14 protein-coding genes are annotated in these 13,314 nt (G+C 62.3%); 8 read left to right on the plus strand and 6 right to left on the minus strand.

Translation table 11 applies throughout. The annotated features are described in order from the left end of the window. Nucleotides 1-8 precede the first annotated feature (8 nt). From scpB to ATI14_RS00225, 4 genes are all read right to left on the minus strand, one after another. Nucleotides 9-941 (minus strand): SMC-Scp complex subunit ScpB, encoded by a 933-nt coding sequence (scpB, locus tag ATI14_RS00210; protein WP_080520188.1) that lies wholly within the window; start codon nucleotides 939-941, stop codon nucleotides 9-11. Between the two features lie 12 nt (nucleotides 942-953). After that, complete coding sequence (locus ATI14_RS00215; RefSeq protein ID WP_164365898.1) at nucleotides 954-1,652, minus strand: segregation and condensation protein A; 699 nt, start codon at nucleotides 1,650-1,652, stop codon at nucleotides 954-956. Between the two features lie 120 nt (nucleotides 1,653-1,772). After that, nucleotides 1,773-2,402, minus strand: a complete 630-nt coding sequence (locus tag ATI14_RS00220) for an L-threonylcarbamoyladenylate synthase (protein WP_016973230.1) — start codon at nucleotides 2,400-2,402, stop codon at nucleotides 1,773-1,775. Between the two features lie 13 nt (nucleotides 2,403-2,415). Next, a complete protein-coding gene (locus ATI14_RS00225; RefSeq protein WP_016973231.1) occupies nucleotides 2,416-3,279 on the minus strand; it encodes a PHP domain-containing protein in 864 nt (287 codons plus the stop codon). A gap of 87 nt (nucleotides 3,280-3,366) precedes the next feature. Here ATI14_RS00225 and ATI14_RS00230 point away from each other — a divergent pair, with 87 nt between their 5' ends. The 7 genes from ATI14_RS00230 (at nucleotide 3,367) to ATI14_RS00260 (ending at nucleotide 8,979) form a co-directional block, all read left to right on the plus strand. After that, entirely contained in the window at nucleotides 3,367-3,963 is a 597-nt protein-coding gene (locus ATI14_RS00230; protein ID WP_016973232.1) for a septation protein A, read from the plus strand. A gap of 1 nt (nucleotide 3,964) precedes the next feature. After that, on the plus strand, nucleotides 3,965-4,264 hold the full coding sequence (locus tag ATI14_RS00235) for a YciI family protein (RefSeq protein WP_016973233.1): 300 nt from the start codon (nucleotides 3,965-3,967) through the stop codon (nucleotides 4,262-4,264). Nucleotides 4,265-4,370: 106 nt separating this feature from the next. Beyond that, nucleotides 4,371-4,778 carry an SH3 domain-containing protein gene (locus ATI14_RS00240; protein WP_016973234.1) on the plus strand — a complete coding sequence of 136 codons (408 nt, stop codon included), beginning with the start codon at nucleotides 4,371-4,373 and terminating at the stop codon, nucleotides 4,776-4,778. Between the two features lie 7 nt (nucleotides 4,779-4,785). Then, nucleotides 4,786-5,463, plus strand: coding sequence for a response regulator transcription factor (locus ATI14_RS00245; protein ID WP_016973235.1), 678 nt, complete (start codon nucleotides 4,786-4,788; stop codon nucleotides 5,461-5,463). Between the two features lie 253 nt (nucleotides 5,464-5,716). Next, nucleotides 5,717-6,181 carry an LTXXQ domain-containing protein gene (locus ATI14_RS00250; protein ID WP_016973236.1) on the plus strand — a complete coding sequence of 155 codons (465 nt, stop codon included), beginning with the start codon at nucleotides 5,717-5,719 and terminating at the stop codon, nucleotides 6,179-6,181. Between the two features lie 64 nt (nucleotides 6,182-6,245). Then, a complete protein-coding gene (locus tag ATI14_RS00255; RefSeq protein WP_016973237.1) occupies nucleotides 6,246-7,589 on the plus strand; it encodes a sensor histidine kinase in 1,344 nt (447 codons plus the stop codon). A 40-nt stretch (nucleotides 7,590-7,629) separates the two neighbouring features. Beyond that, nucleotides 7,630-8,979 carry a CoA transferase gene (locus ATI14_RS00260; RefSeq protein WP_016973238.1) on the plus strand — a complete coding sequence of 450 codons (1,350 nt, stop codon included), beginning with the start codon at nucleotides 7,630-7,632 and terminating at the stop codon, nucleotides 8,977-8,979. Nucleotides 8,980-9,151: 172 nt separating this feature from the next. Here ATI14_RS00260 and ATI14_RS00265 read toward each other — a convergent pair whose 3' ends face one another. Continuing rightward, nucleotides 9,152-10,015, minus strand: coding sequence for a DNA-3-methyladenine glycosylase family protein (locus ATI14_RS00265; protein WP_080520196.1), 864 nt, complete (start codon nucleotides 10,013-10,015; stop codon nucleotides 9,152-9,154). Next, complete coding sequence (arcD, locus tag ATI14_RS00270; protein WP_016973239.1) at nucleotides 10,012-11,439, minus strand: arginine-ornithine antiporter; 1,428 nt, start codon at nucleotides 11,437-11,439, stop codon at nucleotides 10,012-10,014. The genes ATI14_RS00265 and arcD (ATI14_RS00270) overlap by 4 nt, the downstream gene beginning before the upstream one ends. Before the next feature lie 436 nt (nucleotides 11,440-11,875). On the opposite strand from arcD (ATI14_RS00270), the gene arcD (ATI14_RS00275) reads away from it, so the two are divergent. Continuing rightward, nucleotides 11,876-13,303 (plus strand): arginine-ornithine antiporter, encoded by a 1,428-nt coding sequence (gene arcD, locus ATI14_RS00275; protein ID WP_016973240.1) that lies wholly within the window; start codon nucleotides 11,876-11,878, stop codon nucleotides 13,301-13,303. Nucleotides 13,304-13,314 lie beyond the last annotated feature (11 nt).

Here is a 13,314-nt window from a genome sequence, read left to right on the forward strand (position 1 = left end):
GGATCGAGTTAATCATCAAGCTGGTGGCGCTCGGCCTCGATGGCCTCGGCCAGCGCGCGGGCTTCGTCTTCTTCGTCGCTCAGCGGCGGCTGTTCGAGGGCGGCGACGGCGGCCAGGAGTTTTTCGCGGGCTTGTGCAACGCCAAGAATGTCTTCTTCGGGCTCCGGCTCCACTTCGACGTCTGCCTCAACCTCAACGTTCACCCCGATTTCAGGTTCAACTGCACCCTCACGCAGCAAATCATCAAAGTCGGTCTTGATGCCCTGCTCCATATCGTCCAGTTCAAGCAGCAAGGTATGGAAGCTGGTTTCGTCCTTCGGTTCTTCCGGCTCGGCGCTGGCGTCGGCCAGTTCCTGCAGGCCTTGCGGCACCGGCGCGTCGTCGAAATCCAGCACCGGCTCGGCTTCCATCTCGCGCAACTCGGCAAGCGGCGGCAGGTCGTCGAGGTTTTTCAGGTTGAAGTGGTCGAGAAACACCTTGGTGGTGGCAAACATCGCCGGTTTGCCGGGCACGTCGCGGTAGCCGACGATGCGGATCCACTCGCGCTCCAGCAGGGTTTTGACGATATGGCTGTTGACCGCCACGCCCCGCACGTCCTCGATTTCGCCCCGGGTGATCGGCTGGCGATAAGCGATCAGCGCCATCGTTTCCAGCATCGCCCGTGAATAGCGCTGCGGGCGTTCTTCCCACAGGCGGCCGACCCACGGGGAAAATTTCTCACGGATCTGCAGGCGATAACCCGACGCCACTTCGCGCAATTCAAAGGCGCGGCCCTCGCAGGACTTGCGCAGAATCTCCAGCGCCTTCTTGAACACCGGCGGCTCGGGGCGCTCGGCCTCTTCAAACAGTTCGAACAGGCGCTCCAACGATTGCGGTTTACCCGAGGCCAGGAGAAAGGCTTCCAGCAACGGCGCCAGTTCGCGGGGTTCAGTCAAATTCATCGATTCAGCTCTTTATTCGGCTCGCGCCCGCACGTGGATAGCCGCAAAAGGCTCATTCTGGACCAGCTCGACCAAGGATTCCTTGACCAGCTCAAGGATCGCCATAAAGGTCACCACCACTCCCAACCGCCCTTCTTCGGCGGTGAACAGTTCGACAAACGGCACAAAACCGCCGCCCTTGAGGCGTTCGAGCACATCGCTCATGCGCTCGCGGGTCGACAGCGCCTCGCGGCTGACCTGGTGGCTTTCAAACATGTCGCCACGGCGCAGCACCTCAGCCATGGACATCAGCAATTCTTCCAGGCTCACGTCCGGCAGCAGCTTGCGCGCCCGGGCTTCCGGCGCGTCGAGCTTGGGCACCACCACATCACGGCCCACGCGGCTCAAGCCGTCGATGCCCTCGGCGGCGGCCTTGAAGCGTTCGTATTCCTGCAGCCGGCGGATCAGTTCGGCACGTGGGTCGTCTTCTTCGGCTTCCACCGTCTCCGAGCGTGGCAGCAGCATGCGCGACTTGATCTCGGCGAGCATGGCCGCCATCACCAGGTACTCGGCGGCGAGCTCCAGGCGCACCGACTGCATCAACTCGACATAACCCATGTACTGGCGGGTGATTTCCGCCACCGGAATGTCGAGGATGTTGATGTTCTGTTTGCGGATCAGGTACAGCAGCAAGTCCAGGGGGCCTTCGAAGGCCTCAAGGAAGACTTCCAGCGCGTCCGGCGGGATGTACAAATCCAGGGGCATTTCCATGACCGCCTGGCCGTACACCATGGCAAACGGCAGTTCCTGCTGGGCGCCCGCCTGGGGATCAGCGGTTTCCACGGCCGACATTCAGGCCTCGACCATGAAGGGCGTCGGGTCGCCGCAGCCCACGCGCACCACTTCCGGTTCGCCGTCGGCGAGGTTGATCACGGTAGAAGCCTTGTTGCCGCCGTAGCCGCCGTCGATGATCAGATCCACCTGCTTTTCCAGCAGTTGGCGCATTTCGTAAGGGTCGTACAGCGGCTCGGTTTCGCCCGGCAGAATCAGCGACACGCTCATCAGCGGCTCACCCAGCTCGGCCAGCAACGCCAGGGCAATCGGATGCTCCGGCACGCGCAGGCCGATGGTGCGTTTTTTCGGGTGCAGCAACAGGCGCGGCACTTCGCGGGTGGCGTTGAGAATAAAGGTGTAGGGCCCCGGCGTGTGGGCCTTGAGCAGGCGGAAGGTGCCTGTGTCGACCTTGGCGAACAACCCCAGTTGGGACAGGTCGCTGCAGATCAGGGCAAAGTTGTGCTTGTCGTCCAGTTGGCGCAGGCGTCTTACACGCTCTACCGCGCCCTTGTCGCCGATCTGGCAACCGATGGCGTAGGACGAATCAGTCGGGTAGATCACCACGCCGCCGGCGCGAATGATTTCCACGGCCTGTTTGATCAGGCGCGCTTGAGGGTTTTCCGGATGAATCTGGAAGAATTGACTCACGTGTTCTACCTGTTCAGACGGTGGCGATAATGGGGTCATGCTTGAAACGCCCCCACAAAAGCGGCAAATCTTCCGGGACCTGGCGGTACTCGCCGATCTCGGACCAGCCGCCCGGACCATGAAAATCACTGCCGGCGCTGACCAGCAGACCAAATTCGCGGGCAAGAATCGCCAGGCTGCCGACCTGTTCGGCGGGTTGATGCCCATTGACCACTTCGATCGCGTGGCCACCCGCTCCAATATAGTCGCTGATCAGCTTGCGACGCTTGCTGCGGGTGAAATCGTAATGCCAGGGGTGCGCCAGGCTGACCCAGGCCCCGGAGGCCCGCAGGGTCTCGACGGTGTCTTCCAGGGTCGGCCAGTGCAGCTTCACATCCCCCAACTTGCCGGCGCCGAGCCATTTGCGAAACGCCTCGGCGCGGTCTTTAACAAAACCTTCACGCACCATCCAGTCGGCAAAGTGCGGCCGGGCCGGTGCGTTGCCGCTGTCACCCAGCTCCTGCTGGATCGCGCGGGCGCCTTCCAGTCCACCCGGCATGCCTTTAAGGCTGAGCTTGCGGCTTATTTCTTCGGACCGCAGCCAGCGGCCATCGTGCAGATTGGCGATGGCTTTGACCAGCGGCGGGGCCTGCTGGTCGAAACCGTAGCCGAGCACATGAATGGTGGCGCCGCCCCAGGTGCAAGACAATTCCACACCGGTGACCAACTGCATGCCCAGCGCCTGCGCGGCTTCACGGGCTTCGTCGAGGCCTTCGAGGGTGTCGTGGTCGGTCAACGCCAAGACTCGCACGCCTTTTTCAAACGCACGCGCAACCAGTACCGCGGGCGCCAGGGCGCCGTCGGAGGCCGTGCTGTGGCAGTGCAAATCAACATTCACGGGAGTGTGTAACCTCAAGTCAGCTGGCGCTTTCGCTACCAAGGATGTTTGTTATTATGCCGCCACATCCAGCTTCTGGCTCTTACTGTGAAACAATTCATCGACTTCATCCCGCTGTTGCTGTTTTTCATCGTTACCAAACTCGACCCCAGGGTCATCGACATTGCCGGTCAGTCGTTCTCGTTCGGGGGCATCTACAGCGCCACCGCCGTGCTGATCATCAGCTCTATCGTGGTCTACGGCGCCATCTTCATCTCCCAGCGCAAGCTGGAAAAAAGCCAATGGCTGACCCTGATCGCCTGCCTGGTGTTCGGCGGCCTGACCCTGGCCTTCCACAGCGAAACCTTCCTTAAGTGGAAAGCCCCGGTGGTGAACTGGTTGTTTGCCCTGGTGTTCATCGGCAGCCACTTCATTGGTGATCGCCTGCTGATCAAGCGGATCATGGGCCATGCGCTGACCCTGCCGGAGCCGGTCTGGACGCGCCTTAACGTGGCCTGGATCGTGTTTTTCCTGTTTTGCGGCGCGGCCAACCTGTTCGTGGCCTTTACCTTCCAGGATTACTGGGTCGACTTCAAAGTCTTCGGCAGCCTGGGCATGACCGTATTGTTTCTGATCGGCCAGGGTATCTACCTGTCGCGTCACCTGCATGACACCGCCCCTACCACGCCGAAAATCGAGGACTGACATGCTCTACGCCATCGTTGCCACCGACGTCGCCAATTCCCTGGAAAAGCGCCTTTCCGTACGCCCGGCCCACCTCGATCGCCTTAAAGCGCTGCAAGCCGCAGGTCGCCTGGTACTGGCCGGCCCCAACCCGGCAGTGGACAGCAATGACCCGGGCGACGCCGGTTTCAGCGGCAGCCTGATCGTCGCCGAATTCGCCTCCCTGGCCGACGCACAGGCCTGGGCCAAGGCTGACCCCTACATTGCTGCCGGGGTCTACGCCGATGTCTCGATCAAGCCGTTCAAGCAAGTCCTGCCTTGATTCACGGAGCGCCGAACCTATTGCGTTCGGCAAACGCCTGAAGGCTCATCATTCCCGGTAACCTGCCGACAACGTTCTGAATATTCGTGTGGACTCAGGAGTTCCGATGCGCTTACGTCAGTTGTGTCTGTTGGCAGTGTTAACGATCGGGGCCACGGCCCACGCTGAGGAAGCCTCGAACACCGGCAGCGCCACGCCGCAGCCCGTGAGCGCTGGCGACCAAGTGGCCCAGTTGCAGCAACGCCTGAAAGATAGCGAGCGGCTGCGCGAAGAACTGAACAAGCAATTGCAAAGCGCCGACGCCACGCGCGACAGCGCTCAAGTGAGTCGCTTGCGCCAGGAGAACCAACGCCTGGCCCAGCAACTCAAAGAAGCACAGGGTGGCGCCTTGAACCGCTGGCTGACCGAGCAACAACAATGGTTTGTCACCGGTGGCGCCGTCGCATTGATCGCCCTGCTGTGTGGCATTTTCGCCAGCGGTGGGCACCGTCGCCGTCGACAATGGCTAAATTGAGTAAGTCATGAGCGAGCTGTTACTGATAGATGATGACCAGGAGCTCTGTGAGCTGCTGACCAGTTGGTTGAGCCAGGAAGGGTTCCAGGTGCGCGCCTGCCACGACGGCCTGAGTGCGCGTAAAGCCTTGGCCGACAACGCCCCCGCGGCGGTCGTGCTCGACGTGATGCTGCCCGATGGCAGCGGTCTTGAGCTGCTCAAGCAATTGCGCAACGACCACCCGGAGTTGCCGGTGTTGATGCTGTCGGCCCGTGGCGAGCCGCTGGACCGCATCCTCGGCCTGGAACTGGGCGCCGACGATTACCTGGCCAAGCCTTGCGACCCTCGCGAACTCACCGCCCGCCTGCGCGCCGTGTTGCGCCGCAGTCACCCGGCGGCGGTGTCGACGCAGCTTGAACTGGGGGATTTGTGCTTCAGCCCGGTGCGCGGGGTGGTCAGCATCGACGAACAGGAATTTGCCCTCACCGTGTCCGAAAGCCGCCTGCTCGAAGCCCTGCTGCGCCAGCCCGGCGAGCCGCTGGACAAGCAGGAACTGGCGCAGATCGCCCTGGGCCGCAAACTGACCCTTTACGATCGCAGCCTGGACATGCACGTGAGCAACCTGCGCAAGAAGATCGGCCCGCACCCGGACGGGCGGCCGCGGATCGTGGCGTTGCGCAGCCGCGGCTACTACTACAGCCTCTGAACCCTCTGGGGGAGCTGGCTTGCCTGCGATGGCATCCCCAGGGTTCAACTGACAGACCGATCTGCCTGCATCGCAGCGGTGCGACGATTCGACAAGCCAGCTCCCACACTTGATCTCCTTGGTCTCAAGGGTTTTGTCAGCCTCGATATAAACCCTCTTTACCCAAGCTTTACCCTCCCCTGACCGCCGCTGACCTCCATCTCCCTAATCTACTCACATCCGGACTCACCGGAATAGAGACAGGAGAATCACCATGCGCAAGACCCTTATCGCTCTGATGTTCGCCGCTGCCCTGCCGACCGTTGCCATGGCCGCAGCCCCAGACGGCCCAGGCCCGATGGGCGGCCCGGAAGGCCACATGATGGGTGGCCCCGGCTTCGGCGGTGAACATGGTCCACGTGGCCACGGCGGCCCATTTCGCCAGCTGGACTTGACCAAGGAACAGCGCCAGCAAATCGGCAAACTGATGGGTGATCAGTGGCACGGCCGCAAGGACATCGTCCGCAAGTACCTGGACAAACTGCCCGCCGCCGACCAGAAAGCCATGCAGGATGAGTTCGCTGCCGCCAAACAGAAAACCCAGGCCGACATCCGTGCCGTACTGAAACCCGATCAACAGAAGAAATTCGACGAGATCGTGAAAAAGCAAGCCGAGCGCCGCGCCGAATGGAAGGAATTCCAGGCCTGGAAAGCCCAGCAGCCGCAAAAAGCGCAATAATGATCTAGCGTTCCCCCAGCCCAGTGGCCACCGCCGCTGGGCTTTTCCTGTTTGAGGGTTTCCTGTGCGTTCATTGTTCTGGCGAATCCTGGCCAGTTTCTGGCTGGCCATCGCCCTGGTTGCCGGGTTGTCGATTCTGCTTGGGCACATGCTCAACCAGGACGCCTGGATTCTCAGCCGCCACCCCGGCCTCAACAACCTGGCCCAAGAGTGGACCCAGCTCTACGAAGCCCAGGGCGAGGACGCCGCCCAGGAGTTGCTGCAACAGCGCAAACGCCAGTACCACATCGACGTGCAAGTGCTGAATGAAACCGGTGACCCGGTGGTGCGCGGCACCTTCCCGCGCCGCGCCGCCGCTTTTGAAGCCCGCCAGAATGACAGCCAGGACGGCCACCTGCCCTGGCGGCGCCTGACTGCCGAGTACACCAGCGAAAAAACCGGCGACACTTACCTGCTGATCTACCGCATCCCCCACCCCGAACTCGACGCCTGGCATCGCAGCAGCCTGATGTGGCCACTCAGCGCGCTGGCGATTGCACTGGTGGTGCTGACCCTGTTCAGCTTGCTCGTCACGCTGTCCATCACCCGCCCCCTGAGCCGCCTGCGCGGCGCGGTGCATGACCTCGGCCAGACCACCTACCAGCAAAACAGCCTGGCGCAATTGGCCAACCGCCGCGACGAATTCGGCGTGCTGGCCACCGACTTCAACCGCATGGGCGCACGCCTGCAAAGCCTGATCGGCAGTCAGCGCCAGTTGTTGCGCGACGTGTCCCACGAACTGCGCTCGCCCCTGGCGCGCCTGCGCATCGCCCTGGCCCTGGCCGAACGCGCCAGCCCCGAGGAACGCGAGCGCCTGTGGCCGCGCCTGACCCGCGAGTGCGATCGCCTGGAAGCGCTGATCAGCGAAATTCTGGTGCTGGCCCGCGTAGACGCCGATAACGCCAGCGCCGAAGACATGGACCTCACCCCCCTGCTCAAAACCCTGCAAAAGGATGCGCAGCTCAGCGCACCCGAGCAGCTTGTACACCTGACAGCCGACCCCGAACTGCTGATCAAAGGCTGGCCGACCATGATCGAACGCGCGGTGGATAACCTGCTGCGCAACGCCCAGCGTTTCAACCCGCAAGGCCAACCCATCGAGCTGCAGGCCCAGCGCCACGGCGAGCGCATTCTGATCAGCGTGCGCGACCATGGCCCCGGCGTGGACGCTGAACATTTGAGCCAGTTGGGCGAGCCGTTCTTCCGTGCGCCCGGCCAGGTCGCCCAAGGTCACGGCCTGGGCCTGGCCATCGCCCGTCGCGCAGCAGAACGCCATGGCGGCACGCTGACCCTGGCCAATCACCCGGACGGCGGGTTTATCGCCAGCATCGACTTGCCGTTGGAACCGGGAGTTGTCACAGCGGTGTGATGATCTTCTATAGTGGCCCTTCTCTTACGGAGGGCCTTTGATGACTGACCTGCTGACACCCATCCAAGCCGCACTCGATTTACCCCACACCCCGCCCACCTTTACCGAAGCGGGCGCCCTGCCCTCGACCTTCGCCGTGACCGACCTGGCCGGCGCCAGCATCGGTGCGGCCGGCCAGGCGGTTGCGCAGTTGATCCGACAACAGACCGGGCGCCTGCCGGCGGTCAGCGTGGACCGGCGCCTGGCCTCCTTCTGGTTTTCGTCTTCGATTCGCCCCGTGGGCTGGCAAGTGCCGCCACTGTGGGACCCGGTGGCCGGCGACTACGCCAGCGCCGATGGCTGGATTCGCCTGCACACCAACGCGCCCCACCACCGCGAGGCCGCCGAGCGCGTGCTGGGCAAGGTCGCCGACCGCGCACAAATGGCCAGCAACGTCGCCACCTGGCAGGCCGCAGAACTGGAGCAGGCAATCGTCGATGCCGGTGGTTGCGCAGCGCAGATGCGCACGTGGCAGGCCTGGCAAAGCCATCCGCAAGGCCGGGCGGTCAATGCCGAACCTCTGGTGCAACGCGAGACGTTTGCCGCGCTGACGGACAAACCCTGGCTCGGCTCGGTGGCGCGCCCCCTGGCCGGCATCAAAGTGCTCGACCTGACCCGCGTATTGGCCGGTCCCGTGGCCAGCCGCTTCCTCGCCGGGCTGGGTGCCGACGTGCTGCGCATCGACTCGCCGACCTGGAACGAGCCAGGCGTGGTGCCGGAAATGACCCTGGGTAAACGCTGCGCCCGACTCGACCTGAAAAGCGTCGAAGGCCGGCAGATTTTCGAAGGTTTGCTCAAGGACGCCGACATCCTGTTCCACGGCTACCGCGCCGATGCCCTGGAGCAATTGGGCTACACCTCGGCCGAGCTGCAAACCCTCGCCCCCGGCCTGATTGACGTCAGCCTCAACGCCTACGGCTGGAGCGGCCCGTGGCGCAACCGGCGCGGTTTCGACAGCCTGGTGCAGATGAGCAGCGGGATTGCCAACGCGGGCATGGCCTGGAAAGACTCGGACAAACCGGTGCCGCTGCCCTTGCAGGCACTCGATCACGCCACCGGGTATTTGATGGCGGCGGCGGCGATTCAGGCGCTGAGTGAGCGGTTAAGCAGCGGGCGCGGTGGTTCGGCACGGTTATCGCTGGCGCGCACGGCGAAGTTGCTGGTAGAGGCGGGGCAAGTGCCGGAACAAGTAGCGTTGCGGGCGGAGGAGCCTGCCGACCAGGGGTTGGTGGTGGAGCAAACGCCATGGGGCCAGGCGCATCGGTTGCTGGCGCCTTTGAACATCAGCGGCACGCCGCTGCAATGGGATTTGGCCGCTGGGGAATTGGGCTCACACCGGGCCCAGTGGTGACCTGACAACCGCCATCGCAGGCAAGCCAGCTCCCACATTTGACCGTGTTCACACATCAAGCCCGGGGACCGGCATGCCTGCAATGAGGCCAGTCCCGCTACCTCACATTTACCGGTGTTCAAACATCCACTGTGGGAGCTGGCTTGCCTGCGATGAGGCCAGTCCCGCTACCTCAATCCCCCCGGCTCAACGACGTCCACAAATGCTGCGCCGCATAAGCCCTCACTGGCCGCCACGCCTCGGCCCGGGCCAGCAGTTGGCGCGCCGAGACCGGTCCGCCTTCCAGCGCCGCCAAGGCATTGATCAAGCCGATATCCCCCGACGCAAACGCATCCGCCTCGCGCATTTGGCGCATGGCGATGTACTGCGCCGTCCAGTCGCCGATTCCCGGCAGCGCCACCAGACGCGCCACGCCTTCCTTCAAGCTTGCCTTGGGCGCAAACAATTCCGGATCATCCAGTAACGCCTGGGCCACGCCCGACAGCGTACGGCCACGTGCCTTGGGCATGCCCAGCGTGGCGAGGTCTGCCGCCGCCAACACTTGCGGTTCGGGAAATACGTGGGTGATGCCGGGGTGCGGCGTCTGCAGCGGCGCGCCATAGCGCGCCACCAGCTTGCCCGCCAGACGAATCGCCGCCGCCACGGTGATCTGCTGGCCGAGCACCGCGCGAATGGCCAATTCCAGACCATCCCAGGAGCCCGGCACGCGCAAGCCCGGCCGGGCAGCCACGAGTTTCGCCATCAAAGGGTCGCGGGACAATTGCGCGTTTATCTCCTGAGGCCGAGCATCCAGATCAAACTGAGTGCGCAGGCGTCGCTCAATCTCGGGAAAGGCTGCCTTGTCAGGAAAATCGACATCCACCTCCAACCAATCCCCCGCCCCCGGCGCAACGCTGAGCCAACCATGCAGGCCGCCCACGCTGATGCTGCGCCGGTACACACCATCGGCCACCGTTTCCAGGCCAGTAATGGCGCGCATCGACAAAAAGCCCAACATCGCCGCCCAGTCGTACGGCGGCTTATACGCCAGTCTCACAACGACAACACCCCGCTATACAGCCCATAGGCCGCCAGCCCGGCGCCGGCGACCACGCAGCTGAAAATGCCTTTTTCCATGGGTGTAAACAAGGGCAAACCCTGCTCGCGCTTGGCCAGGGCAAACAGGATCACGCCCGGCGCGTAGAGCAGCGCCGACAGCAGCAGGTATTTCAGGCCACCGGCATACAACAGCCACAGCGCATACATCAGGGCGATCAGCCCCACCAGCAAATCCTTCAGGCGCCGGCGTTGTGCGCCTTCGTAGGTTTCGCCGCGCCCGCTGAGCAGCACGGCATAGGCCGCCGACCACAGGTAGGGCACCAGAATCATCGACGACGCGAGGTAAATCAGCGTGGTGTAGGTGCTTTGGGAAAACAGCGTGATCACCAGGAATACCTGAATCATCACGTTGGTGAGCCACAGCGCATTGACCGGCACCTGGTTGGCGTTTTCCTTTTTCAGGAACGTCGGCATGGTGTTGTCCTGGGCGGTGGCGTAGAGAATTTCCGCACACAACAGGGCCCAGGACAGCAACGCGCCGAGCAGTGACACAGCCAGGCCCATGCTGATCAGCAGCGCGCCCCACGGCCCGACGATATGTTCCAGCACCCCGGCCAGCGACGGGTTCTGCAAATGCGCGAGTTCCGGCTGGCTCATGACGCCCAGTGACAGCACGTTCACCAACACCAACAGCGCCAGCACACCCAGAAACCCGATCACCGTGGCGCGGCCCACGTCCGAGCGTTTTTCGGCACGCGCCGAATACACGCTGGCCCCCTCGATACCGATAAACACAAACACGGTGACCAGCATCATGTGGCGTACCTGATCCACCACACCTCCCATGCCCGGGTTGCCCCGCCCCCAGATGTCGCGGGTGAAAATATCGGCCTTGAATGCCACGGCGGCGATCACGATAAACATCAGCAGCGGCACGATCTTCGCCACGGTGGTGACCTGGTTGATAAACGCCGCCTCCTTGATGCCGCGCATCACCAGAAAATGCACGGCCCACAACAGCAGCGACGCGCAGGCGATCGCAATGGGCGTGTTGCCCTGACCGAACACCGGGAAGAAGTAACCGAGGGTGCTGAACAGCAACACGAAGTAACCAACGTTGCCCATCCACGCGCTGATCCAGTAGCCCCAGGCGGACGAAAACCCCATGTAATCGCCGAAACCGGCCTTGGCGTAGGCATACACCCCGGAGTCCAGTTCGGGTTTGCGGTTGGCCAGGGTCTGGAACACGAACGCCAGCGTCAGCATGCCGACGGCCGTGATCGCCCAACCGATCAACACCGCCCCCACTTCGGCGCGCGCGGCCATGTTCTGGGGCAGGGAAAAAATGCCGCCGCCAATCATCGAACCCACCACCAGGGCGATCAGCGCGCTGAGGCGAAGTTTCTGGGCCGGTTGGGACATGGATACTCCTGAACAAATAACAACTTGAGCTGACAATTGTGCACTCAACCATTAACTCAGCGAGTGTAGCGGCTATTAACCATCACACTAATACGCCAACGCGTCATAACAAAATCGCCTATCAATTATTAAAGTTTAGGCCTATTTAGAATTTAAATACTGCGACCTTTGACACATTACGAAACAACGCTGAAAAAGTTTGCAGATTCAAAAATACGGGCTAGCTTCAAACGTCCACATACCTGACTAAATGATTAACCCAAAACGAAGAAAGCGCTCTGGAAAGCGCCTTTTCGAGGACATCTATCGCCCAAGAACTTCCACCCCAAGTCATTAATTCACAATGGAATGTGCCAATGAAGTGATCTGAGTCAGCTGTTTGATTAGCGCACGGAATTATTCTGTGGTCTCTCTTCTCCTGCATTGGAGTCATGCAATGTCTGACACGCCTGGAAAACTTCGGTTGGGTGCACTGGTTGCACTTGTCGTGGGTTCGATGATTGGCGGCGGGATCTTCTCACTGCCGCAAAACATGGCCGCCAGCGCCGACGTAGGTGCCGTGCTGATTGGTTGGGTGATCACTGCCATCGGCATGCTGACCCTCGCTTTCGTGTTCCAGACCCTCGCCAACCGCAAGCCCGACCTCGACGGCGGGGTGTACGCCTACGCCAAGGCCGGTTTCGGCGACTACATGGGTTTCTCATCCGCCTGGGGTTACTGGATCAGCGCCTGGCTGGGCAACGTCGGGTACTTCGTACTTTTGTTCAGCACACTCGGTTACTTTTTCCCCCTCTTCGGCGAAGGCAACACCCCGGCTGCGGTGATCGGCGCCTCGGTGTTGCTGTGGGCCGTGCACTTTCTGGTGCTGCGCGGGATCAAGGAAGCGGCGTTCATCAACCTGGTGACCACCGTCGCCAAGGTGGTGCCGCTGGTGCTGTTCGTGTTGATCGCCCTGTTCGCGTTCAAGCTGGACATCTTCACCGCTGACATCTGGGGCGTGAAAAACCCGGACCTGGGCAGCGTGATGAACCAGGTGCGCAACATGATGCTGGTCACCGTGTGGGTGTTCATCGGCATCGAAGGCGCAAGCATCTTCTCGTCCCGTGCGGAAAAACGCAGCGACGTGGGCAAGGCCACCGTGATCGGTTTTATCACCGTGCTGTTGTTCCTGATGCTGGTGAACGTGCTGTCCCTGGGGATCATGACCCAACCGGAACTGGCCAAGCTGCAAAACCCGTCGATGGCCGCCGTGCTGGAGCATGTGGTGGGCCACTGGGGCGCGGTGCTGATCAGCGTCGGCTTGATCATCTCGCTACTGGGGGCGCTGCTGTCATGGGTGCTGCTGTGTGCGGAGATCATGTTCGCCGCCGCCAAGGACCACACCATGCCGGAGTTCTTGCGTAAGGAAAACGCCAACCACGTGCCGGTCAACGCCCTGTGGCTGACCAACGCCATGGTGCAGCTGTTCCTGGTGATCACGCTGTTTTCGGCCAGCACCTACCTGTCGCTGATCTACCTCGCCACCTCGATGATTCTGGTGCCTTACCTGTGGTCGGCGGCCTACGCCCTGCTGCTGGCGGTGCGCGGCGAAACCTACGAAAACGCCCTGCGCGAGCGCAGGAAAGACCTGTTCATCGGCGCCATCGCCCTGGTCTACGCGATCTGGCTGCTCTACGCGGGCGGCACCAAATACCTGCTGCTTTCCGCCCTGCTCTACGCCCCCGGCGCAATCCTGTTCGCCAAGGCCAAGCGTGAGCTGGGCAAACCGATTTTCACCAACGTCGAGAAGCTGATTTTCGCCGCAGTGGTCATTGGCGCCCTGGTGGCTGCCTACGGCCTCTACGACGGCTTCCTGACTCTGTAACTTTTGTTCAC

This window comes from Pseudomonas tolaasii NCPPB 2192 (genome assembly GCF_002813445.1).
GTDB classification, from domain to species: Bacteria; Pseudomonadota; Gammaproteobacteria; order Pseudomonadales; family Pseudomonadaceae; genus Aquipseudomonas; species Aquipseudomonas tolaasii.